Source organism: Acinetobacter sp. Tol 5 (assembly GCF_019702905.1).
In the GTDB taxonomy this organism is placed as follows: Bacteria; Pseudomonadota; Gammaproteobacteria; order Pseudomonadales; family Moraxellaceae; genus Acinetobacter; species Acinetobacter bereziniae.
In genome coordinates this window covers 2,194,813-2,220,247 of record NZ_AP024708.1, presented here as the reverse complement: position 1 = coordinate 2,220,247, position 25,435 = coordinate 2,194,813, and the positions used below count along the sequence as shown (strand labels likewise).

Annotated in this window: 23 protein-coding genes; 6 read left to right on the top strand and 17 right to left on the bottom strand. The window is 36.4% G+C overall.

Annotated features, from left to right (window positions below; all coding sequences use genetic code 11):
* Positions 1-5: 5 nt before the first annotated feature.
* From TOL5_RS10235 to ybaK, 11 genes are all read right to left on the bottom strand, one after another.
* Positions 6-1,256: an MFS transporter gene (locus TOL5_RS10235; protein WP_199995624.1), complete on the bottom strand. Its 1,251-nt coding sequence runs from the start codon at positions 1,254-1,256 to the stop codon at positions 6-8.
* Between the two features lie 130 nt (positions 1,257-1,386).
* Positions 1,387-3,642 (bottom strand): TonB-dependent receptor, encoded by a 2,256-nt coding sequence (locus TOL5_RS10230; RefSeq protein ID WP_221260701.1) that lies wholly within the window; start codon positions 3,640-3,642, stop codon positions 1,387-1,389.
* Positions 3,643-3,645: 3 nt separating this feature from the next.
* On the bottom strand, positions 3,646-4,908 hold the full coding sequence (locus TOL5_RS10225) for an MFS transporter (protein WP_199995622.1): 1,263 nt from the start codon (positions 4,906-4,908) through the stop codon (positions 3,646-3,648).
* The gene (locus TOL5_RS10220) at positions 4,896-5,276 is read right to left on the bottom strand and encodes a hypothetical protein (RefSeq protein WP_004830621.1); all 381 of its coding nucleotides are present in this window, start codon (positions 5,274-5,276) and stop codon (positions 4,896-4,898) included. Before TOL5_RS10220 ends, TOL5_RS10225 begins: the two co-directional genes overlap by 13 nt.
* Positions 5,273-5,926, bottom strand: a complete 654-nt coding sequence (locus TOL5_RS10215) for a GNAT family N-acetyltransferase (protein WP_151781548.1) — start codon at positions 5,924-5,926, stop codon at positions 5,273-5,275. The genes TOL5_RS10220 and TOL5_RS10215 overlap by 4 nt, the downstream gene beginning before the upstream one ends.
* 54 nt (positions 5,927-5,980) lie before the next feature.
* On the bottom strand, positions 5,981-7,822 hold the full coding sequence (locus tag TOL5_RS10210; RefSeq protein ID WP_199995621.1) for an IucA/IucC family protein: 1,842 nt from the start codon (positions 7,820-7,822) through the stop codon (positions 5,981-5,983).
* Positions 7,819-9,288, bottom strand: a complete 1,470-nt coding sequence (locus tag TOL5_RS10205; protein ID WP_151781546.1) for a lysine N(6)-hydroxylase/L-ornithine N(5)-oxygenase family protein — start codon at positions 9,286-9,288, stop codon at positions 7,819-7,821. The genes TOL5_RS10210 and TOL5_RS10205 overlap by 4 nt, the downstream gene beginning before the upstream one ends.
* Positions 9,281-11,068, bottom strand: coding sequence for an IucA/IucC family protein (locus TOL5_RS10200; protein ID WP_151781545.1), 1,788 nt, complete (start codon positions 11,066-11,068; stop codon positions 9,281-9,283). Before TOL5_RS10200 ends, TOL5_RS10205 begins: the two co-directional genes overlap by 8 nt.
* A gap of 334 nt (positions 11,069-11,402) precedes the next feature.
* The gene (locus tag TOL5_RS10195) at positions 11,403-11,825 is read right to left on the bottom strand and encodes an energy transducer TonB family protein (protein WP_042088704.1); all 423 of its coding nucleotides are present in this window, start codon (positions 11,823-11,825) and stop codon (positions 11,403-11,405) included.
* Between the two features lie 196 nt (positions 11,826-12,021).
* Positions 12,022-12,549, bottom strand: a complete 528-nt coding sequence (locus tag TOL5_RS22475) for a DUF4189 domain-containing protein (RefSeq protein WP_288454859.1) — start codon at positions 12,547-12,549, stop codon at positions 12,022-12,024.
* Between the two features lie 654 nt (positions 12,550-13,203).
* Entirely contained in the window at positions 13,204-13,671 is a 468-nt protein-coding gene (gene ybaK / locus TOL5_RS10180) for a Cys-tRNA(Pro) deacylase (protein ID WP_151781648.1), read from the bottom strand.
* A gap of 159 nt (positions 13,672-13,830) precedes the next feature.
* Between ybaK and TOL5_RS10175 the strand changes: the two genes are divergently transcribed.
* From TOL5_RS10175 to TOL5_RS10150, 6 genes are all read left to right on the top strand, one after another.
* On the top strand, positions 13,831-14,466 hold the full coding sequence (locus TOL5_RS10175; protein ID WP_199995620.1) for a CDP-alcohol phosphatidyltransferase family protein: 636 nt from the start codon (positions 13,831-13,833) through the stop codon (positions 14,464-14,466).
* 29 nt (positions 14,467-14,495) lie between these two features.
* Positions 14,496-16,244, top strand: coding sequence for a bifunctional alpha/beta hydrolase/class I SAM-dependent methyltransferase (locus TOL5_RS10170; protein ID WP_198260638.1), 1,749 nt, complete (start codon positions 14,496-14,498; stop codon positions 16,242-16,244).
* Positions 16,245-16,319: 75 nt separating this feature from the next.
* Positions 16,320-17,675 (top strand): phosphatase PAP2/dual specificity phosphatase family protein, encoded by a 1,356-nt coding sequence (locus TOL5_RS10165; RefSeq protein ID WP_221260700.1) that lies wholly within the window; start codon positions 16,320-16,322, stop codon positions 17,673-17,675.
* The gene (locus TOL5_RS10160) at positions 17,672-18,100 is read left to right on the top strand and encodes a hypothetical protein (protein WP_005031764.1); all 429 of its coding nucleotides are present in this window, start codon (positions 17,672-17,674) and stop codon (positions 18,098-18,100) included. Before TOL5_RS10165 ends, TOL5_RS10160 begins: the two co-directional genes overlap by 4 nt.
* Before the next feature lie 384 nt (positions 18,101-18,484).
* Positions 18,485-19,171, top strand: a complete 687-nt coding sequence (locus TOL5_RS10155; RefSeq protein WP_046760757.1) for a lysophospholipid acyltransferase family protein — start codon at positions 18,485-18,487, stop codon at positions 19,169-19,171.
* On the top strand, positions 19,168-20,112 hold the full coding sequence (locus TOL5_RS10150) for a phosphatidate cytidylyltransferase (RefSeq protein WP_004830605.1): 945 nt from the start codon (positions 19,168-19,170) through the stop codon (positions 20,110-20,112). The genes TOL5_RS10155 and TOL5_RS10150 overlap by 4 nt, the downstream gene beginning before the upstream one ends.
* A 173-nt stretch (positions 20,113-20,285) precedes the next feature.
* Here the strand turns inward: TOL5_RS10150 and TOL5_RS10145 are convergent, their stop codons facing one another.
* The 6 genes from TOL5_RS10145 to TOL5_RS10120 form a co-directional block, all read right to left on the bottom strand.
* Positions 20,286-20,789, bottom strand: coding sequence for an SMI1/KNR4 family protein (locus TOL5_RS10145; protein WP_121774450.1), 504 nt, complete (start codon positions 20,787-20,789; stop codon positions 20,286-20,288).
* Between the two features lie 535 nt (positions 20,790-21,324).
* Positions 21,325-22,179, bottom strand: a complete 855-nt coding sequence (locus TOL5_RS10140) for a putative type VI secretion system effector (RefSeq protein ID WP_228740319.1) — start codon at positions 22,177-22,179, stop codon at positions 21,325-21,327.
* Positions 22,151-22,969: a putative type VI secretion system effector gene (locus TOL5_RS10135; protein ID WP_042088698.1), complete on the bottom strand. Its 819-nt coding sequence runs from the start codon at positions 22,967-22,969 to the stop codon at positions 22,151-22,153. Before TOL5_RS10135 ends, TOL5_RS10140 begins: the two co-directional genes overlap by 29 nt.
* Complete coding sequence (locus tag TOL5_RS10130) at positions 22,966-23,793, bottom strand: putative type VI secretion system effector (RefSeq protein ID WP_121774453.1); 828 nt, start codon at positions 23,791-23,793, stop codon at positions 22,966-22,968. The genes TOL5_RS10135 and TOL5_RS10130 overlap by 4 nt, the downstream gene beginning before the upstream one ends.
* Entirely contained in the window at positions 23,790-24,614 is an 825-nt protein-coding gene (locus TOL5_RS22470; RefSeq protein WP_228740318.1) for a putative type VI secretion system effector, read from the bottom strand. The genes TOL5_RS10130 and TOL5_RS22470 overlap by 4 nt, the downstream gene beginning before the upstream one ends.
* A complete protein-coding gene (locus TOL5_RS10120; RefSeq protein ID WP_042088695.1) occupies positions 24,611-25,429 on the bottom strand; it encodes a putative type VI secretion system effector in 819 nt (272 codons plus the stop codon). Before TOL5_RS10120 ends, TOL5_RS22470 begins: the two co-directional genes overlap by 4 nt.
* Between the last annotated feature and the right edge of the window lie 6 nt (positions 25,430-25,435).

Sequence of the window (25,435 nt, the reverse complement as noted above, 5' to 3'; positions counted from 1 at the left end):
CGATATTATTTGTCTCTATTCCATTTAAAAACAATGAAATAAACATAAAATACAGCAAAAATACCAATCAATAAATAATATGGAAAAATTATGTTGAATTGATACAGTGCTGTACTCAACAAAGGTGCAAACACTAAGCTGAGCGCTTGCACCATTGTACATAAGGCTGCTATTTTCGTTTGATCATGGATAGAGACCGACTGTGATGCACCTGTGGTAAATGCAGGCATTAAACACGCCACAGCGATCCCATAAAAAATATAAGCGAGCTGAAAGATGATAATCTGTTCGGTATATATCGACATCAACAACCCTATCAGCATTGCCGATAATCCAACCACCAATAAGGTTTGCAATGACCATTTTAACCATTTTGAAATTGCCACTTGCATAGCAACCAATGCAATACCAACAATTAATGAACATTGCGAAAAATACAATGCACTTTGTTCAATACTGAACTTAAATTTATCTTGGATATAAAAGCCAGCCGTTAAATTCAGGGTAACAATGGCGATGTACAAACTGAATCCTAAGATTAGCCAGATAAAAGCTTTGTTTAACGTATGTTTATTTTGATTCTTTGCTTGATACTGCTCATCAATATCTAGTGGTTGATTGGCTAAATCTGTAGGGTTTTGATGCAAATTTTCTGGAAATTCGACCGAATTTTGATTATTTTTTTGGTAAAAGCTTACGATCAATATACTCAAGGTTGCGAGAATCACCACAGCCAACCACATGGGAATTAAGATCCCATAAACGATCAATAATGTCGTTAGAAATGGTCCTAAAATTAATCCTAAACTGTTGAATGCACCAAACTTTGCCATCATTTGGCTACGTTGTTTTTCTTCTTCATAGCGTGTCATCACATAACTTTGTAAAGCAATCTGCGGCATTGCTATAAAAATACCTGTACTGCTGCGACTTAATAACAGTAAAGCAAATAACAGCCCTGCTGGTACACTATAATGCAATCCATAACTGAGTACACCTGAGAACAGTCCCCATGTGATGGTCATACCAATAAAACCTAAACTGAGTAAATAATATTGATTTTGTAATTTAGTTTTTTTTGAAATCCACATTGCCGTTAAACTCATCAACAAAGCACTTGCAGAAACCAATAAGCCTGCTTGAAGTTCTGACATTTTAAGCTGCCGAATCAAGGGGGCAAGCAAAGGCAAAATCATGGAAAAACTCATTCCATTTGCTAGACTTGCAGCTAATAAAATCGTATTGTTTTTATTCATTTAGACCTTATTGAAATATCAGAGTGAGCAGATAATCAAATACATTATGCAATTGAGACGCATTTCCATATTGATCAAATTAAAAAGCCCCTTTTACGTGATTGATTGGCAAAAGAGGCTGAAGGTTTAATTAATATTTCACGCTATAGCTTAGACCATAGGTACGACCTTGTGCAGGTAAGCTTGAGATTGCACCATAAACAGTTGAAACAGCTTGGCTATATACTGATTTATAATCTGTATTCCAGACATTATACACACCAAATCCAATCGTCCCAGGTCCAACTTTGGCATTAGTAATCACATCCATCGTTGTAAATCCTTTAATCTCAGCGGGTGGACGAGTTGAGCCACTGTCGATCGCATCTTGACGCGCTTTGTCTGTCCCACCTATGGCTAAGGCTTGTACTCTCACACCAATGCCATCATCAAACTGCCAATCTGAATAAACCGTTCCTTTTAATGGTGCGATTCGGATTGCATCCAATTCTTGCCATTTACCTTGAGTATTCTTATATTGCCCAGTGGTATATGCTGCTGTTCCACCGATAGTCCAATTCGATGAAATTGGATAAGAGAGATTGGCTTCTGCACCATACACACGTTCATCCGTGTCAATAACCTCTATAGCATAATTCGGTGGTCCAAATTTCAGACTTTTGTCTGAATCATTATAAAATGCAGTAATACCTGCATTTAAACCTTTGGCACCTTGAATTCTCCAACCCAATTCATAGTTATTAACTTTAATTGGATCAATCGTTTGACTACTTACTACAAAGTTTGCAGGTACATCACGCAGCATACGTTGTATGTCTGGTAAATTTGAACCTTGTGAGAAATTGGCAAAAACTTGTTGTGCATCGGTCAGATGATAGACAGCACCGATATTAAATAAAGTTGCATCATGTTTAACCGTTCCACCATTTAAGGTTTTTGCTTGATAAGTTGGCACTATATCAGCGACGACTGCTTCTGTATAAGGTGTTGACGAATCAACATCACTTTCAACGCGCTCATATCTTATGCCCGCTTGTAAATCAATACGGTCGGTAATATCCAATTGGCTTTGCGCAAAAAAACCGAGCTTACTGGTTTCTACATCTGGACCGAATTGATAGCGCTTAAGCGGTTTAAAGGCTAAACCATTACTTCCCATAAATGTGGCTAAATCATAACGTTGCATATCCTGACGGTCTTGCTCATTTTCATAATCTACCCCATAGGTCAGACCTAACTTACGACCTTGTAAATTAAAATCTTTTTGTAAAGCAAGTCGAGCACCCCAAACATCAATATCTGTATCAGATTGATAGACTAAATAAGTGCTACCTGGCGTTGGCAATGCATTATGAGCAATTGGATTCGCTGCTGGATACCAACGAGCTTGCTCATTACGATAATAGGCTTCAGCATTTAAAATCTGCGTAAAGAAGTCATCATTTTGGTATTGGGTATTAAAACTATAGCGTTTGGTTCTTGGCTGATCATCAAGCTGTAATCCTTTAACGGCTTTTTGGCTCGGTTGTGCGCCAAATAAGACCGCAAGTCCTGGACCATAGTCTGGTCCATAATCACTGTCTTGTTCATCGTTGTAATATTGACCACCAAAACTGAGACTTTGACCATCGGCAATTTTCCAAGTCAAACGTCCATTCACATCGATGGTTTCAGTATCTTGACGATCCGTCTGCGCAACTTCAGGTCCGACTCGATCGCCATGACTGTCTTGGATTTCACCACGTTTAGCATAGCCAATACCCAGTGTTCCTTTTAGAGCGTCCTGATTGAATGAAATGCTTTGTGATGCTTCATAAGCCATTGCATCACTTTTAAAATTGTTGCCAGACGTGACACCGACTTTAGTTTCAAAACTTAAAGGTTCTTCGCCACCATTTTTTGTGATGATATTGATGATTCCACCTGTTGCGCCAGAGCCATAAATACTACTTGCGCCAGAAACCACCTCAATTCGCTCAATCATAGATGGGCTAATGCTATTGAGTTGTCGTGAACCATCGCGATAACCTGTTTGAGGTACACCATCAATCATGTATTGGACCACACGCCCACGCATCGTCATACCATAGTTTGATGTTGTACCCGTATTCGGCGTTAAAGACGGTACCAACAAGCCTAAAATATCCGCGGTACTTTTACCCGCATTGGCTTGCTTTTCGATTTCAGCATGATTAATGCTATACACTGTTCCAGCGATTTCGGAAATACTTTTTGCAGAGCGTGTAGCAGTTACAACGATGGGTGCCAAGCTTTTCACTTCTGATACGGTATTGTCATTATTATTCGCAGGCTCTTGCGCATAAAGTTGAGTACATACAGCTAAACTTAAACAGGTCAGTTGTATATGTATTGATTTTTTTCTCATGAGTTATCCTTCCATAATCTTTGACTTTGGATTTATTTGCGATTTTGAAATAATGAGATGCGATAAAATTACACTCACTACAGATGCTACGGCCAGTACAATATAAAAATTGCCATAACCTAATGATTTGGCCAGAAAACCTGAGCCTGCCCCACCAATGAAATAGACCAACAATTCAAAACACACCAGAATTGTAAAATCAGTTCCTGCTTGTTCTTTTGAGCTATTTTGCATGAAGTATGCATAGAGCGAAGTCATTGCAATATAACGGATTGCCAAAAATGCAATGACAAAAATTCCCAGTAATAAATGCCACTGGTTTAACCAACCGAGCAAAATAGCAAGTCCCAATAATCCGTAGATTAAGGTTCGTAGCCAGCCCGCCCAAACCAGCAACTGTGTTGCCTTTATTTTTTTCAGTAAGAGTGCTGCTGAAACCGCAGCTAACAACCCCACACCTGCACCCACTACAGACATCAATACCCCAATCTGTGACAGTGACCAGTGTTGATCAATGAGCATTGGGTTAAGCATTGCCATTGCAGGTGCTTCGACAAAACGATAGCAAACAATTAACAATAAAGCCCAACGAATTTCTGGTCGTTTAAATGCACGAATCAGGCTTGGAGGATTTTGCGCAATATGTTGTTCTTTGGGTTTTTCTTTGATTTGAAACACAGCCAGCATGGTTAAAGCTGTCATCACTGCTAAACACGTTAATGCTGTTTGCCAACCATAATATTGATAGAGCCACAATGTCGCCGCACCACCAATCATACTCCCGATGGCAACACCAATACTCTGCGCCATACTGCCAAAACGATAATCTTGTTCAGAGAAAGCTTCAACAGTATAGCCGTCTATGGCAATATCTTGCGTTGCTGCAAATGTTGAAATCCATAGTCCAATCACGACAAACACAGCCAAACCATATGAAAACTGGGTAAATGCCAGTGCCAATACGCCCAGTACCAAAGCAATTTGCGTAAACAGCAACCAGGTTTTTCGTTTTCCTAATTTTTTAACATATATTCGATCAATCAACGGCGCCCAAAAAAACTTAAACGCCCATGGAATATATAACAGTGACAACATTCCAATCCAGCGTAAATCAACCCCTTGATGCCTTAAAATTGCAGGCAGTGCCACATTGTAAAAATACAAAGGCAAAGCATGTGCTAAATACAGAACAATCACAACACTCAAGCTTAATATTGAAATCTGCTGTGTCATTGATGTATTTTTTGAATTATCTATGTTCTGCATATCCACCTCTGCACCGCCCACTGCAGTGCATCACAACGATCCAACGTGACGTAATAAGGAACACGCCAAGCCACATGTAAAGCTGGTGAATTCAGGCGTTGTTGATCTGCATCATCAAGCGCAATCCGCACCAATCCCACACAATATTTAAAAAATTTGACTTTATTTTTTTTATACCAAGCGGCTTGAACTTGGCGATATTCCTCTGGGAAAGTCGTACCATCTAGACTTTGCATCACCAGTGCAAAATTTTGTTGATGATGCAAAAAGTTTTCAACTTCTGCGAGCCACTGCTCAAATTCAGCAATTGATACATCTTTTGAAAACGTCATATCCATAATTTGAATATGTGTAGACTGGTAACTCATATGGAGGGTTCAACTCGCTCTGTTTGGTTGGGAAATTTCTTTTGCGCAAGATATTGCTGGGACTGCGTAAGAAAATCACCAAATTTTTGATAAAAGGTCTCTCTAAAACAATAATACAGCATGGCATCTTTTTCAGGCATTGGAATTATACCCTGAGCTTCATAGCACATGTCTTCTACCACTGCTGCATAAGGTTTGACTTTAGAGTCAGGTTCACCCACGATTTTCAGAGATGCTGCATTTTCAAAAATATAAAAGCTTAATAAACGCATGACCGCTCTTAAATAACCTTTACCAAATGCTGATTTTTCACCAAAAAGTAGATGCCAACCTAAATCTAATTCATGTCCCGAATAATATAGCCCCAATCTATCACGTTTTCCTTCATATATTTCGGTATAACCCACATCTTGTCCGTCTACGCCAACAATTAACAAACGATGGTGGTCGTCAGCCAATTGTTTTTCAAAATATACTTTGAGTTCGACTTCAGACTTATTCAATTGCCACTGCGGAATTACATGCGGTTCATGCATCCACTTATGTAACAGTGCCATATCATCAGGATATTTCACTTGGCGCAGATAAAATTGTGTACCATTCTCATAGTATTCATAAAAATCAGGTAATTGGCTTGATAGTGTTTTCATTAATGTCACCTTGATAAAATTCATTAATTCAATATTTAAGATTCATTTTCAATGCTATACAGACAGACTTGCTGAATGCTTTTGTGTTAAATGCTGTCGTTGCGATTGTTGCTCTGCCCACTGTTGTAATGTGGTTGGACTGACAGGATTGGCAATTAAATCTAAAAAGACAGGAACAGGACGCTCAGCTTCATCGTTATAACTGGTGGTAAATAAACGCACCCGATTTAAGCAGATCTTGTCATATTGGCTTCTAAACATTGCAAATTTTTCAATACGTGCTGAAAGCTCAGGGTGCTGTTGATGAAATTCAGCAATCACATCCGAAATTGTTTGCCAGAACTCTACTTCGTTATGTGTTGGAAAGTCCTGTAGAAATACATTACAGATATAACGGTAATGCACCATGAATAAACCTGTAAAAATAAAGTGACTGAGCTCCAAAGCCGAATGGCGAAGTAAAATTTTTCCTTCTTCTGGAAGTTCTGAAAGCTCAGGGAAGTCTTCATCTACCAGATTAATATCATCAATAAAGTCTTTCAGTACCATGGCTTTGGGTACACCATTTTCGTGAATTAGCATGGTATTTTCACCATGTGGAGAAAATGCAAGACCATATTTATACAAGCAGATCAGTAAGGGTTTTAAACTGACTGTTGCGAATTGTTTTAACCATGCCAAAGGTGTTAGACCTGATGCTTGAACAAGCACGTCTAGAACAGATCTGCCTTGAATATCACGATGTAATAACGCAGCTTGGGAGAGTACTTGCTGATGATCTGCGACATAAGGATCGATACTTTCACGCCACAAACAGCCAAATAACTCCTTGAATTGATAAGGCGCACCTTCGATTTGGTCATAACAAGGCTGCTGAATGGTTAGCGTCGCAACTTCACCTAGAAAAACCACGCCAGATTTTTGTAAATCTGCATCTTGTTTGAGTAAATTTTTTAGCCAAGCCGTCACAGCTGGCGCAGCTAAATTTCGTTTTGATGGTAATCCTCGATAAACTGCTGTATTAAAAATACTTACTGGTAGTTTAATGTAATGACGTTGTGTGTTTGATGTATTGCATAATGTACGAATAGATTGCATTGGTACATAATCATCTTGACCAATATCAAGCTCTACAATTCGCTGATGGACAATTTCGTTGCTATAAGTCGGTACAATCCATTGGTGCCATTGCCAAGCATGTACAGGGATTAAATAATAATCCTCTGCATTCAAAGCATGGCTTTGCATTGTTTCACGAAATTTATTCAGTTCCTCAGCATTAAATTCATGCAGATAAAGGTCACCTGCTTGCCATTCAGGTGTTGAACGAAATTCAGCCAAATCACGATGTACAGCTAGCCAGAGTAATTTGACTTTAGGTGAGATTTCGGGTGCAGCACTGAGGTAGTCGTCATAACCAAATCCCATACGCCCCTTGCTCATAATAAGCCATGGATGTCCACGTAACATCCCTTCAATCTTATGGTGTGATTCTGTGAGCACAGCTGTACTATTTAAGCGATTTTCATCAAAGACATGCGCTTCTGCCAACCACGTATTATTCATTTCTTTGATCAAATAAGCTTTGGTAAAGGGCTTTACTTCGGCTTGATTAGAAAATGCTGCAATAAATTGATGCAGATTCCAAGCCACTTGGGTGGAATCTGCATTCAAATCACGTACTGAGCCTTCTTCAATCAACCAATGTCCTAACAAATATTGTTTGGCATTAAACTGATAACGGCGGTCATCCAGCGTCAACTGAAATAAATCACCGCCTAAGTTTTCAGCCTGAATAATTTCCTCATATAAAAATTCAGCAATTGCCATTTCGATTAGGCGTTGTCCTGCACTCCGCCACTGCTTTTGATTAATTTGTAACTGTGCAAAACTCATATGCTTTTCTCAATACTTGAATATCTTTGTGGGTTTTGTTTATGCTGAGAACTTTGTGGCAAAGTTGCTGATGTCATTTTCAGATTTTTTGCCGAATGCTCAATCTCATTAGACGGTCTATATGACTGTACTGCTGGATTTTTCTGAATCGCTTGTACTTGTGGATTTTGCAAAGGATCAAAATGCTGGAAACATTGCGACTGTTCAGGTAGGTCATATAAGGCATAACCCAATAACTGATTAGCAATCGTTGCCGCACGATATGCACCCAAGCCCAAATCAGGTGTGCCTACACCATGACTGTGCATTTCCATATTTTGTACATAGATTTCGCCAATACCTGTATATGCAGTACGATAATCAACTGTAATATCCCAATGTCCCTGTGCATTGGTTTGAATATATGGTTTAACATGCTTGAGAAATTCAAACTCTGGACTTATATAGCCTGTCGCGCAGACAACATAATCACTGTCAATACTGAACTGATTTAAGCTGACACGATCCTGAAAAATCAGTTTGATTTTCCCTTTATCTGTCAGCGCAGCATCAATTAAATTCGATTGACTATGCAAATGTGTCGCAAGTTGTTGATTGGCAATATTTCGATGGTACAACTTTTTATAAATTTCTCGAATGGTCTGAGCACTAATACCTTTATAAAGATAGGCTTGCTTCGCTAACTGCACATCCTTACTTAAATCATCAAATTTATAAAAATGCTGAATATAATCTGGACTAAAGTGTTCCAATCCTAAAGGCGTATATTCCATCGGGAAAAAACCATTGGCACGTGTCAACCAGTTTAAGTTAAACTGTGGTTGAGACACTTGATCAAATTGATACTGTCGATCAAATAAATCTAAAAAGATTTCAGCTGCTGACTGACCCGAGCCTAAAACCACCACATTGCCTTGCAAATCTTGCGTTGAATGTTTCAGATAGTCTGCTGAATGCTTGCAACGTTCAGGATACGCTTGCATAAACTTACGCACACATTGTGGTACATAAGGAACATTCCCAGCACCCAATACAAGATTTCGACAATTGTAGCGTTGCTGAATACCATCTTGGTGCACAGACACTTCAAAACCATAGCTTTTCGGGATGATATCCGTCACTGTAGACAGATACTGAATACATTCAAGCTGATCAGCAACCCATTGACAATAATGGTTATATTCCTTACGCGGAATATGTGGCTGCTCAAGAAAATAAAACTTATATAACCTTTGCTGATCTTTTAAATAATTGAGAAAACTAAACGGACTGGTTGGATCTACCATAGAGACCAAATCTGCCATAAATGGAACTTGCAATAAGGTATTCGGCAACTGCATACCTGCATGCCAATCAAACTGTTCCTTTTTTTCAAAAAAGAGATATTGCAAATCAGATTTTTTGTGTAACAGACTGGCTAAACTTAAATTAAATGGACCTAAACCAACTGCAATAAAATCAAGCATAGATCGCATCCTTCTGTTTAAGAAACAAAGGATTCGGCAATTGAACATAAACTGATTGCTGTTCAACAGGTGCAATCAACTCATCTAATTCATATAAACGCGTCAGCAAGTTACCTTTATACGGCAACGTAGGCTGATATAACAAAGCATGTAATAAAGTGCTTTGAGGATACTGTTGCAGCAAATCAGATAACTTATCCTGCAAGACATGTATGAGTCTTTGCTCTGAAATACTGCCAGTCGCGCCAATTGCATTAATAATGCCGAAAATAGTATTGCCAAAGAAATAGTAGCTAAATCTTTCATCTACAAAAGATTTAGGTCCAACAGCATGTGCTTTTTCATCAAGTTCAGGAAACTCTTTTAATATTTCAGTTGCATATTCTTCGATATAGTAAAAACCTTGATTATCCCTCAACCATAAATTTTTAGGATAGGCATTTTCTAACTCAACCAAGACATTCTGTTGATGGGATTCAAATGCCATGCCGTAACGATGATAGAGATACATCATCGGCACTAAACTGATTTCCAAGAATTGCTTAAACCAATTCAAAGCGATCTGTTCAATATTGTGCTGTGATTCAGCTTGGGCAATGTTTTCAAATAAATGATCAAAACGATTTAAATCCTTCTCAGGATGATCCTGACACAAGGATGCAATACAGGTAACCTGCTGCTTTTTATCAAAAGGTTGATCTCTAAAAATACAAATGGTTTCATTGACAATATTGCCATCTAGCTTTAAAGCAGTCCAAGCGGGATCATTTACGGCTTTGAGTGTAGGACAATGTTGAACAATTGACTGCCCCATCTGCCCATGCCACAAACGATGCGTCATTTCACCACGATGACATTCTTTGGCTAAATTAATTCGAATTGAGTTGGTGATCATCACCGATAATGAAGGCTTAACCATCCACGGCGCAGCATAACTTGCTAAGGTTCTTACTGAAGTGGTTGCTGAAAATTGCCAAGCTTTTTCGCCAAAATCGATTAACTTATGTTTAGCTTTTAATTCTTTATACCAGTCTTTACTTTGTAAATATCGTGCTTGCCAAGGATGCAAAGGCAATAACTTATAATTTGAATAGGTATTTAGCAAAGTGATTTCAGCTTCATTTAAATACCAATGTATCTCTTGCCTAAGTTGTGAAGTGATATCCTCTGCACACGAAGCATTACTCTCAGCGACATATTCTGGTGCAACCAACCAGTAATACAACTGAGTTTTACCTTGATGTTCAGGAGAAAATTTCAACCAGTCTTCATGGATAAATCCCAACCTACTTTTTGGCGCAGGATGCATACTATGTCCAAGAATTAATGCTTGTTCTGATTGAATGAAATCCTGTTTTGCCTGAATTAAACGATCAAAATCAGGCTGTCGATGTGTTAAAAACTGAAGCAATGCATCACGACTTTGAATCCATTTTTCGACCAGTGATGCGCAATCCAGTGTTTGTGAAGCATTTTGTACCAACTCTTCTAACAGCAAGCTGACCATCGCAATTGCACTAAACTGTTGTATTTGTCCTTTAGTAAAAACTTGTGGAAGTCTGGCAATTCTGTGTCTGCCAACAAAACTACTATATGACAATGGAACAAATAATTGAGACTGAATTGATTCCAAAGGAATTATTAACAACGTCAAGCCTTGGCTAAACGTGAGTTGAGTAGAATTTTGTTGATATTTTTCAAGTAAAATTCCACTGCCTGTTTCTTGTGAGTATGCATTGATTAGGTGCTGCATCGCCAATCGGCTGGCAAGCTCTTTCATCTGACCATATCCTCTGTACAAGACTTTTTACTGCACTAAAAAGTTCTAAATTTAATTTATGTTTTTTCTTGGATCATGCTGTCATGCTCAGCACAAATCGATCTTAATGTTAATAATTCTCATTTAAGAATGCAATTTTGTATTTTTCATGTATTAGGATAGTTAATTTGATGATTTTATGAATTTTTATCATACATCGTATTTTTTTCGATCATTAATATCTTAAAATTTTCAATTGTAATAAATGATAATATTCTCATTTAGGATTGAGAGATTTCATGAAAATTTTCATTAAATTGCATTATTTGTATAGTTTCTTGTTCAATATCAAAAATTAATTTAAAAAGTAGAAAGAAGAAATGAATCGAAATGGAAAATGTGTATTGGGTTTAAAATTATAAGTCATCTTGGCTTTTTTTGCGGCACTCAATATTTCTTCAGTTTTAAAATCAGCTAGATTGGCATTCAAGATTTGAGCATCAATAACATCACCTTTCTCATTGACCCAAAATTCAAGCTCCACAAAATAATTTGTTTGTTTCGCTGTTTGGTGAACATATTCAGCATCCTCAGGACTAAATTGAGGGCTGACAGGTACAATCCATTCGGGCTGAATTCTCGGAGTAAAGAATTCATCTTTATCTACGACCATACCATTTTTCCCCATAATGAGTCGATTGATGAAGTTATATGCATAAGCGGACTGTAAGGACAAAATTACCGTAAAAAAAACCAAAACTGTTATTTTATTTTCCATAAGATTGACCTTGTATTTTTATTTGGAAATCATACAGTTAATGATTAATATTATCTGAACTATCTTTCACGGAAATGATGATATAAAAATATGGACCATTTTGAAAAAGATATGATTGATTAAAATTTAAAGAAAACCTGATTTCACAAAATCCTATAACTTCATCTATCATTTTGTTCAATCTTAGCGATATCATTTACAAGCTACATCCAGAATAAATAATACGGCAGGATTGTTGGTTAGCTAAAGAACAAAACATTAGTGCAGCTTCTTTCGCCTTATCCTCTGAAACATTATATTTAATTTCAGATTTTTGACCGCCATTGATTGGATCAGCCACAGCAACACAACCATTTTTATAAGTATGGGATACCTCACACTTCTGTACAGCATGTTGCCGACATGCTGTTAATGCATCAGCTTGTGCTGCATCTTTCGATGTATGGTTTTTTGAGAAACCAACTGAACGTCCCTTTAATTCTCTGCCTTTTTCTTCTGCAATCGCTCCCCATAAGTTTTCAGCCATAGGATACAATGTTGGATTTTGATTATAATTTCCACCACCTCCGTTAGGAATCGGCGCGCAACCTTGAACACCTTGTCCACCGATTGGATAATATCCTGATGGACAATTGCCTTCCGCATAAACATTGGTAATTGCTAAAAAAATAATAAGACCAGCAAAAATAGGAAATTTAAAAATCTGATGATTGGTTATGATCACTTTATCTATTCCTTTATGAAAAATAATCTCTAGTAAAAAATTATTCATCTTTAATTTTATCAATTTGTCATTGATTCATCATAAATCAAAAAAAATATTAGCAGCACATCAAGCTATAAGAATCATGTAATTTTTTATATTTATTCATGTTAGTTCTAGGGGCTGTGGACATTTCATAAATGGCTTGCGTTGTAGGTTAAAATTGAGCAGGCATGAGGAGTATACTCCGCAAGGAAATGAAGAGAATAGCGAGACTATTTTTAAATTTCATAACGTAGCCTGAGATAATTTTAGCCACAACCCTGAGCAAGAACAAAGCACTGCTTTGTTTGCAGCGCAAGGCGTAGCGGGGACTAGTGTGTTTTTTGTCGCTTCGTCATTCCCTTGCGAAACAGTGTTTCTCATCATTTAGAATGACTAAATTTCGTATTTCGCGCCTAGAATCGCCTAAAAAACACACCTAGTCGCAAACATAGACGAATTTTCCACAGACCCTATTTAACGATGAATATAAATCGACCTAAAAAACTTGCTTTTCCTTTAGATAGAAGAAAGTTTGAACTAAAGGCTATTCTGCTTGTTCAAAAAGGAGGTTTCAGAAAATAATTAAAAATATCATAAATAACATTTTTTTAATTCTTCGCTAAAGAAAGCTTAGATATCCAAAATATCTACAAAATTTGCACCCAAAACCTGTGCCAAATCTTGTGGCTTCACGCCAATATCCAGACCTCGTTTTCCACCACTGACATAAATTTTTACTAATGACGCTGCACTTGCATCTATGACGGTTTTTAAACGTTTTTTCTGACCAACTGGACTAATGCCACCAACTAAATAGCCAGTTAACCGCTCAGCATCCTTAGGATCTGCCATATGCAATTTTTTACAGCCAAAAGCACTCGCCACTTTCTTCAAATTCAGTTGATGATTCACTGGAACAACAGCGACAAAATAATTTTTATCATCAGTCACCATTAGTGTTTTAAACACTTCTTCAACGTTTAAGCCTAGTTTTTCCGCTGCTTCTAAGCCAAAACTCTTGGCGTTCACATCATGTTCATACTCATGGATAGAAAATTCAATTTTATTTGATTTTAAAACTTTACAAGCAGGTGTCATATGATCAACAAGATATGGAAATTAAAAAGATATTGAAATTATAGGACGATTGTTAAAATTTTTAAATTCGTTTTCAACATTCGTCGCTTAAAATTATCGCTTGTAAAATCTTGAACAACCTGATTAAAATTACCACAAAGACTTTATTTTAATAGAACAATGCCATCTATCTATCAATTAAAACCAGCCTTTCAAAACTTACTCCGCCCCTTAGTACAATGGCTTTTTAAGCGAGGTGTAACTGCCAATCAAGTGACACTTTTTGCGATGTTTATTTCATTGGCTTTAAGCATTTTTTTATACTTATATTATTTGAATCATCCTGTGAATTGGTGGTTGTTATTGTTTCCGTTGTGGATGCTGATTCGAATGGCTTTTAATGCAATTGATGGCATGTTGGCACGAGAATTTAATCAACAATCCAATTTAGGTGCTTTTTACAATGAATTAAGTGATGTCATTGCAGATACAGCACTCTATGTCTGTCTAATTGCTTTTGCTTTTATCCATGCAAAATTACTGTTATTGGTGGCTTTCCTTGCTATTTTAAGTGAGTATACAGGTGTCATGGCACCTCTGATCGGTCAACAACGTCGTTATGATGGTCCCATGGGGAAAAGTGACCGTGCATTTTGGTTTAGCTTAATGACTGTGGTCATTGTATTTTTTCCACTGTTTAATACAAATTTACAACTACTCAGTTTAATCTGTAATGGCATACTCAGCCTTGTGGGTGTGTTACTGGCTTTAACAATCTATAACCGAATTAAAAATAGTTTAAAAACAGCTTCATAAAATAGTTTCATCTTTCAGGGTAAATTGCTATGTATAACAATAGTCACCACACCTTCACCAGTCACGATGGCACAGCATTGTTCTATCAACACTGGGCGACACAATCACCATCGGAAACAAAAAAAGCCATTATCTTATTTCATCGTGGTCATGAACATTCTGGACGTATGGCACATTTAGTTGAGGAACTTAATCTTCCAGATTTTGATTTCTTTGCATGGGATGCCCGAGGTCATGGTGACTCTCCAGGCGAACGTGGAGATGCCCCAAGCTTTTCTGCTTGTGTTAAAGATATTCAATACTTTGTTCAGCATATTCAGCAAAACTATGCCATTGACCCAGAGAATATTGCAGTTGTTGCACAAAGTGTGGGCGCGGTACTTGCAGCTACATGGGTGCACGACTATGCTCCTAAAATTCGTGCCTTGTGCTTAGCTTCGCCAGCATTTGACATTAAGCTTTATGTTCCTTTTGCTGAACCGAGTTTAAGAGTCATGGCAAAGCTACGTGGTAACTTCTTTATTCAAAGTTATGTCAAAGCCAAAATGCTGACTCATGATGAAGATCGAGCGCAAAGCTACGATACTGACCCGAAGATTGCCAAAGCGATTTCGGTAAGAATGTTACTCGGGCTTTACGATGCCTCAAAACGCATTGTTGCTGACTCACAAAATATTTTTGTACCAACACAAGTATTATGCTCAGGCTCAGATTTTGTCGTTTTCCAAAAACCACAACGTGAGTTTTATCAAAAGCTTCCGCATCCGAAAAAAGAATTACACATTTTAGATGGTTTCTTTCACGATACATTAGGTGAAAAAGACCGACATATTGCAACGGAGAAAATACGTCGTTTTATTCAACAATGTTTTGCGACTGCTTATCAGGCACCTGATGTTTTAAATGCCGATAAAATTGGTCCAAGCTGCGCAATTGCAGAAGATCTCAGCTCACCATTACCGGCTAAATCAATCAAAAATGCATTTTGGGAAGTCACCAAAAAGAACTTAAAAATAGGTAGTCATTTATCTCAAGGTTTAAAAATTGGTGAAGATACGGGTTATGACTCAGGCAGTACTTTAGATTTTGTTTATCGTAATCAAACCGAAAGTAGCAACCCGATTGGTAAAATTATTGATCGTCAATATCTCAATGCAATTGGTTGGCGTGGTATCCGAGTACGCAAACAAAATATCGAATCTTTACTGCAAAAGTACGCTGATATTCTGATTAAAAAGCGTAAACCTCTTCGAATTATGGATATTGCATCAGGTCATGGGCGCTATATTTTAGATGCGGTTGCTCAATTACCTAAACAGCCTGAGTCAATTCTGCTCCGTGACTATAGTGACATTAATGTAGCTGCTGGACAGAAAATGATTGCTGAACGTGGCTTAACTGATATTGCAGAATTTGTTCAAGCAGATGCTTTTGATACTCAATCTCTGGCATCGGTAAAACCAAAACCATCACTCGCTGTGGTATCTGGTTTATATGAGTTATTTAGTAATAATGATTTATTGCGTCAGTCACTCGATGGGTTAAGCAAAGCTGTTCTAAAAGATGGTTACTTGATTTACACAGGTCAAATCTGGCACCCACAACAAGAGTTTATTGCTCGTGCGCTCACTTCACATCGTCAAGGTGATGCATGGGTGATGCGTTTACGTTCACAAGCTGAAATGGATGCACTTGTTGAAGCTGCTGGCTTTAAAAAAGTCGATCAGTGCATTGATGAGTTTGGAATATTTACCGTTTCAGTGGCGCAAAAGCTATAAAAAACTGTCATTAAAATTCATGGCTGGATATTAATTTTATTCAGCCATCACGAATAAAATAATAATGGATGTTATATGCCAACACTCATCAAAGAAACAGGAACATGGAAATGGGGCTTACTCTGCTTGGTTTTCCTGGCACCATTCTTTTTTCTGACCTATGGTTTTGCGAATCAGTATGCTTCTGGACTCGCCTATGTTCCAAGTATTGTATTTGACTGGGAAAAGCATATTCCACTTTGGGCTTGGACTATTATGCCTTACTGGTCAATTGACCTGTTTTATGGTCTGTCTCTGTTACTGTGCTGGAACAAATTTGAACTGAAACAACAGGCGCTCAGATTGTTTTTAGCACAAGTGATTTCGATCAGTTGCTTTTTATTTTTCCCGTTAAAATTTAGTTTTGAACGCCCTGCCTTAGATGGTTTTTTTGGACTATGGTTTGATGTGCTGATGGGTTTTGACAAGCCTTTTAACCAAGCACCTTCTTTGCATATTGTTCTTTTAGTGATTCTTTGGGATTTTTATCGTAGACATGTACAAGGTTCATGGAAATACTTGGTGGACTTTTGGAGTGCGTTGATCGGACTGTCCATCCTTACGACATGGCAACATCACTTTATTGACCTTCCTACAGGAATTTTAGTCGGTGCTTTGTGTTTGTGGTTATTCCCAATAACCGTTAAATCACCATTTAGAAAAGATGGCTTACAACAGTTAACAGCAAAACATTTAAAACTAGGCAGTTACTACCTGTGTGGTGCTGTAATTTTTTTGATCTTAGCCTATGAGTTAAACCCTTGGGGATTATGGCTAATCTACCCAGCGGTCAGCTTATTTATCGTTGCACATAGTTATAGTTTTGTACGTCCTCATTTTTTCCAAAAGCAAACCAATGGAAAGATGACCATCGCTGCACAGATTCTACTTGCACCATACCTTATTTTTGCGTGGCTCAATAGCCGAATTTGGACTAAAAAACATCCTGAAGATTCATTGGTCATTGATTCAGAGTATAGAAAAATCTTTATTGGGCGTATCCCCACTCAAAAAGACAGCGAAAAATATACCGCAGTATTTGACTGTGTTGCAGAATTACCCTTAAACAGTGGATCTGAATATCAACAGTATCCAAGTCTTGATTTGATTCCTTTGCAAGCCAATCAACTTGAGTATGCGGTAAATCAATTCAATCTCTTGCTCACGAAAATTGATGGCACGCCATCGCAAAACATTCTCATCTGTTGTGCCCTTGGATATTCAAGAAGCAGCGCACTACTCAGTGCTTGGTTAATGCAACAAAATCAAAACAGCACTGTTGAAGAAGTCGTTGAAATCATCCGCAAGGCACGTCCGTGGGTAGTATTAAAAGCACCACAAATTGAAGAGCTTGAAATTTATCAACTCAAATTAAAAGGCTTGGCGCCATGAAAATGAAATTTTTCATTGTTGCCAAGCTTTTATCTGCAACTGGTGGTTTGCTACTTTCTGGCTATGTTGCTTTTGCTTTATCTATTTTTGCGATTTTATTTAAAGGTTGGCAAACGATAGAGCTTTGGATATTCATTGTCATTACATTATTGCTCATGGCTGTTCATCATTACCTTTCATTCCGTGTCAAATTTGATGCGGAATTGATTGAAATGCTGGCGATCCAATCTAGAGCTGATAGCATTGAACATCTTACTCAGCAATTCGATCAAAGCTTACTTGAAATGAAGCTTCTTCCGCAAAATAAAGTCGGTCGAGATTGGACACTGCGTTTTGCTGGCTGTTTTCGCTTAATCAAGCTGCAAATTGCCTTAGTATTGATACAGTATCTGGTTTTAATTATTTTAATTTATCGAATCATTTAAGTGAGCATTTGAGTCAGAATATAGACGGTAGTTAGGTTTTCTTTCTTTAACTTCGACCAAAGCAAAGCCATGAAAATCGCTGTATTTGAAGGACTAAGATAATGAAATTGCTTCAAGTTAGGCTATGATTTAAAAAGTAAAAATGATAAATTAATATTGTGATATAAATGATTTTTACTATTTATTCAAAAGCGTTAATTTAAAATCGATCATGTGGGGCTGTTGAATTCAATATTATTCTGCTCTTTTTTAAAGCAGAAATTTAAGTTTTCATCATTTCAATATCATATGAACAGTACAAAAAAGATTAAATATCAATTGGCTTAAACAATGAATCAGTTACCCGAACAGCGTCCTGAACAAGATCAAAAAATAGAAAATAATATGCCTGCACTCAACAAAATGCAGAGCTTAGAGACACCTCGCGGAAATTTTGCTTCAAGCTCAGTTGCTCGTTTTATTGCATTTCTGACCCGACGTGGCGCACGACTGATCACAGGCGCACGTAGTTTGTGGATTGGTTGTCAGCCTGAAATGAAACAAAGAATCTACTACGCCAATCATAACAGTCATATCGACTTTATTTTATTGTGGTCTTCACTGCCAAAATTAATGCGTCGCAAGACCAAACCCGTTGCAGCATCAGATTATTGGCTGAAAGATGGTTTTCGCCAATTTTTGATTAAAGATACTTTTAATGGGGTCACCATTCAACGTAACCGTGAGGATGGTTCTGATCCATTACAGCCTGTAAAAGATGCACTTGCACAAGGATACTCGATTATCTTCTTTCCTGAAGGCACACGTAATTTAGATGATGATGTTGAGTTACTGCCATTTAAAAGTGGTCTTTATAACCTGCATAAGCAATTTCCAGAAATCGAAATCGTTCCAGTTTGGATTTCAAACTTAAGACGTGTCATGCCTAAAGGTTCATTTATTCCTTTACCTTTGTTATCTACAGTATGTTTTGGTTGCCCTTTAGAACAACATTTAGAGATGGATAAAACGACTTTTATCGACTATGCCCAAAAACAACTATTGCAATTAAAAGAGGTTGAAAATCAATGATTGTTGATAATCTACATAAAACCTATCTTTTATTTGGTATTTTTGCTGGTATTTTGGTTTTTGCATCCTCAGTCGGATTTATTCTTAAACAAAAAGCTGGACACCAGCCTGCGCCAGTCATTGATAATTTAAATGCACGAATCAATGCTTGGTGGGTGATGTTAATTGTCATTGGTGCAGCAATTCTGCTTGGTCAAACTGCATTTATTATCTTATTTGGCATTATTTCACTTTTTGCATTGCGTGAATTCACCAGTTTGTTGCCGACACGGCGTGGTGATTACTTTCCGCTGTTGATTGCGTTTTATTTTGTAATTCCATATCAATACTATTTAATCGCTATCGACTGGTATGGCTTATATTCTATTTTTATTCCATTGTATGTGTTTTTACTGATTCCGATTGCCAGTTTAAAACAAGAAGATACCAAACATTTTCTTGAACGTAGTTCAAAAATTCAATGGGGTTTGATGGTCTGTGTTTTCTGTATTTCTCATGTTCCTGCACTACTCAATTTAAAATTACACGGTTTTAAGGGTGAACCGATTTGGCTGGCAATCTGGTTAATTATGGTTGTGCAGGCTTCAGATGTTTTGCAATATGTGTGCGGAAAGCTTTTTGGCAAACACAAGGTTGCCCCTGTTTTATCTCCGTCTAAAACTGTCGAGGGTTTACTTGGTGGTATCGTCCTAGCCACGGCTTTAGGTGTTGCTATGGCATGGTTAACTCCGTTTAGTTATTTACAGGCAGCATTTATTGGTCTTGTGGTGTGTATTTTTGGTTTCTTTGGCGGTTTGGTTATGTCTGCAATCAAACGTGATCGTGGTGTTAAAGATTGGGGACAATTGATTCACGGTCATGGTGGTATGCTAGATCGTATTGATTCTATTTGTTTCTCAGCACCGATCTTTTTCCATATTTTAAGATATTGGTGGAGTTAATCTGCCATTATCGGCTAATCTGTAACAAGTGAAGAGTAAAAGTTCAAATATTTTATATTAGGTCTTTTGCGAAAGTAGGTTTTTGCTCATTTGTGCTTGATGCGACAGCTTCTAAATCAAAAGCCATCCCTATCCCTGTTCGAATCTCAAACAATGCCCGAGGTCTATTACATTTAAAATATTTGATCAAAAACTCCGAATCTGCTCTGGTTTGATATATATTTTATAAGTGTATTGGAAAAATCATCAAATGAATCAAAGATGACATCAACTTCTTCATATTCAGGTTCATAACCATACACAACCTTATTTTTATTTTTGCCTTCTAAACAAATTGCCAAATATGAGTAACCATTTTTAACTGACATCAAAAAGCAAAAATGATGATCCCAAAAATTATTAATTCTGTTAATTTCTACATCATTCATTGCTGCATCTAAGCTTTGTTGTCTAAGTTCTTCCCAATCGAACTCAGATTCTGTTTCACCTGTAATTTCGGCAACTGTAAAAAACCAAGCAACATCACTTGGATTGCTTATTGTTTTATAATTCATAAGAATTTCTTGTAACTCAATAGGTAAATAATCAAAACCTGTTATATTGGCATCTCCTTTGTAAGGTCTCTCTTCAATATTCCAGTTATTTTTAGTCAATACTTCTATTAATTTAATTCTCAAGACTAAATCCTTTTTTATCTAAGACACTGTAACTACTACTCTTTGTATCTTTTAAATTGAGTTAAATTTTTACAAACTTCTAGTTGGTTTAAAGTGGATTGGCTTATTTCTGGGAAGTCACTTTGTTCTCCCGTCTTTAAATTAATTTCAGTATTCGTAGTTGCTGAATTTAAAATTGCTTTATCTTCAGTTTTATAAAAATCAACATTGAATATAGCATCACTTGTCTTAACAACTTTCTGCTTTTTATTATACAAATTATAAAAAACAACTTCATTATTTTGAGGGGAACTATTTTTGAATTTCTTAGGAATTCCCCAAACTACTAAATAACTATTATTACAATTAGTTTTGTATCCGTTAATTTCACCTAAATTTCTTTTTTTATGTTCTTATCTTTCCGTACAATCAATGTGCTTGTATTTTCCAGTTTTACATTCAAACTTGTAGAAGCATAAGATACACAACTATAAAGGCATAGGCAGAATGTAGAAATATATTTAATCATCATATTAGCTTCATCTTTTTTATAATTTCATTTTTTCCCATATTTTTCTTCATCATATTGTTTTGCTAGGTCTAAACGATAAGTATATTGCTCCCAACGATCAGGATATTCATTCATTTTTATCTTATTCTTTCTATTAACTGAAAAAACTGAGAAATCATTTAAACTTGCCATACTGGGTTTATTAAAATCCAATTTTTTTAATATTGCTTCTAATTCTATACTTTGAACATCAAAACTAACTCCTATACGCCAACCAATAAATAAGCAAATAAACATTACAACTAAAATATTTATTTGAATACCTGATTTAGCATTTAACATTTCACCTATTGAATGAAAGTTAAAGTAATTAAGTATAAATTGCACAATTAATATAAATAAATAAGTTCCACCCAGTATTTTCATTCCATAAACTCTATGTCTTAGTCGCCCTTTAACTACTTCTTGCCCTGTCCACATATAATTATTTTTATGATCTATTATTGTATTAACCCGTGCATACTTTTTCTCACCATGTAGTTCTTCTGCAATAACTTTCACTGTATCTCCTGTTTTAAATATTACTTCAGGAAAACACCCAACGAAGTAATACTGTTGGTTATTTTTGTCTGTGAGTTCTAAAGCAAAATCACTATCCTCAATATATTCATCACTCGTAGCAAAACTGACTAATGTAGCTGTACCGATCTGTCTGATAAGTGCAGAATCGACAGTTGTTACACCTGTAGCCGTTTGCATATTGGCATTTAAGTTTTGCATGGTTTCACTGGTTAACAAATCGGTTATTTCACCTTCAACGATAAAAAGTCGATCTGCCAATTCATCAATCATTCGGTCTGTTTTTTTAAACTCATTTTTTCCCATATTTTTCTTCATCATATTGTTTTGCTAAGTCTAAACAATAAGTATATTGCTCCCAACGATCAGGATACTCATCCATTTTTACTTTATTCTTTCTATTGACTGATGAAACTGAAAAATCATTTAAACTTGCCATACTTGGTTTATTAAAATCCAAATTTTTTAATATTGCCTCTAACTCAACACTTTGTTCATCAAAGCTTGCACCCACTTTCCATCCAATAAATAAACAAATAAATAAACAAACAAAAAAAGAGATAAGTATAGGTTGGCTTAAAAGAAATGATATACCATTATCCTCAAATAGAGAAAATAAAATAAAAATCATCATGACAAATATCCCTGCACCACCTATTAATTTTATCCCAAATATCCTATATCTTATTCTCCCTTTTATAATTTGTTGACTTGTCCATATATATTGATTTTTTGGTTCAATAACTGCTTTTACTATTGAATATTTTGTTGTAAAAGGCTCAGCCATAACTTTAACATTGTCACCAATTCTAAAATTAACTTCAGGAAAACACCCTTTAAAATAATGCTTTTGATTATTTTTATCTGTGATTTCTAAAGCAAAATCACTAACCTCAATACCTTCATCACTGGCTGCAAAACTGGCTAAGGCAGCACTCCCAATTTGACCGACTAATGCTGAACCCACCGCTATTGCGCCTGTAGCTGTTTGCTTACTGGAATTTAAGTTTTGCATGGTTTCGCTGGTCAATAATTCTGTCACTTCACCCTCAACAATAAACAGCCTTTCTGCCAATTCATCAATGATTTGGTCTGTTTTTTTTAAAATCATTTTTTTCCATATTTTTCTTCATCATATTGTTTGGCTAAATCAATACGGTAGGTATAATCTTTCCAACGCTCATGGATAAAATCTTTATCTTTATTTTTCCAACTCAAATCACTCAATGCAAAATTTTGTAAATCTATTCTGCTGGGTTTATTAAATCCTAATTTTTTTAATATTGCTTCTAATTCTATACTTTGACCATCAAAGCTAGCACCTACTCGCCAACCAATAAATAGTGATATAATCATTATAACTAAAATATTTATTTGAATACCTAATTTAGCATTCGCCATTTCACTTATCGAATTAGACATAAAGTAATCAATTATAAATTGCACAATTAATATAAATAAAAATGCCCCTCCCGCCATCTTCATTCCAAATACTCTATATCGAAACCGCCCTTTAACCACTTCTTGACCAGTCCATGTATAACTGCTGTTTTGATCAATAATAGTTGCTGCACGAGCATATTTATTTTGACCCGAAAGCGGTTCTGCAATCACTTTAACCATATCTTGCTTTTTAAACATCACCACAGGAAAACAGCCCGTAAAGTAATGTTTTTGAGCATTTTTATCAGTAACTTCGATGGCAAAATCACTGACTTCAATCCCTTCATCACTGGCAGCGAAACTGGCTAAAGCGACACTCCCAATTTGTCCGACTAATGCTGAACCCACCGCTATTGCACCTGTTGTCGTTTGCATATTGGCATTTAAGTTTTGCATAGTTTCGCTGGTCAATAAGTCTGTGACTTCACCTTCAACGATAAAAAGCCGATCTGCCAATTCATCAATGATTTTGTCTGTTTTTTTTAAACTCATTTTTTCCCATATTTTTCTTCGTCATATTGTTTTGCTAAGTCTAAACGATAAGTATATTGCTCCCAACGATCAGGATATTCGTCCCTTTTTATTTTGTTCTTTATGTTCATTGAGAAAACTGAGAAATCATTTAAATTTGCCATACTGGGTTTATTAAATCCGAGTTTTTTTAATATTGCCTCTAACTCAATACTTTGTTCATCAAAACTTCCTCCAACAACCCAACCACCAATGAAACAAATAATTAAATAAATAAATAAAATGAGCCTAGTAACTTGATGTTTTAATGTAGCTATTCCATCTCCTATTAACATTAACAAAGGTATGAATATAAAAAGACCTATGATACCTATACTCAAAAATAATTTTATAGTAGAAAATCTGTACCCTAATCTCCCTTTAACGACTTCTTGACTTGTCCGTATATAATTGTTTTGTTGATCAATAACAGCTACTGCACGAGTATATTTATTTTGACCCGACAGTCGTTCAGCAATCACTTTAACCATATTTCCCTTTTTAAATATGACCACTGGGAAACATCCTTTAAAGTAATGCTTTTGATTATTTTGATCTGTGATTTCTACAGCAAAATCACTCACTTCTATCCCTTCATCACTGGCAGCAAAACTGGCTAAAGCAGCATTCCCTATTTGCCCAACCAGGGCTGAACCCACTGCTATTGCACCTGTAGCCGTTTGCATATTGGCATTTAAGTTTTGCATAGTTTCACTGGTCAATAAGTCTGTGACTTCTCCTTCAACGATAAAAAGCCTATCTGCCAATTCATCAATCATTTTATCTGTTTTTTTTAAACTCATTTTTTCCCATATTTTTCTTCATCATATTGTTTGGCTAAATCGATACGATAGGTATAATCTTTCCAACGCTCATGGATAAAATCTTTTTCTTTATTTTTCCAACTTAAATCACTCAATGCAAAATTTTGTAAATCTATTCTGCTGGGTCTATTAAATCCTAATTTTTTTAGTATTGCTTCTAATTCTATACTTTGTTCATCAAAACTTGCGCCTACTCGCCATCCTATCAAGATAAACACACACATACATACACATAAAGTAATAAATATAGGAGGATAAAAAATCAAAGTGATATTTCCATCAAATAAAGCAAATGAAGTAAACAACATTATTGAAAACGCCCCCCCCACACCAGCCATCTTCATTCCGAATAATCTATATCGAAACCGCCCTTTTACAACCTCTTGACTTGTCCATGTATAACTGCTGTTTTGATCAATAATTGCTGCTGCATAAGCATATTTACTTTGACCTGAAAGTGGTTCTGCAATGACTTTAACCATATCGCCTTTTTTAAATATCACGACAGGAAAACATCCTTTAAAGTAATGCTTTTGATTATTGTGATCCGTAATTTCTACAGCAAAATCACTCACCTCAATACCCTCATCACTAGCAGCAAAACTGGCTAAAGCAGCTGTACCGATCTGTCCGACAAGTGCTGAGCCTACGGCCATTGCACCTGAACCTGTTTGCATACTGATATTTAAGTTCTGCATGGTTTCACTGGTCAACAGATCAGTTACTTCGCCTTCTACGATAAAAAGCCTTTTTGAAAATTCATCAATAACTTGATCTGTTTTTTTTAAACTCATGTTATG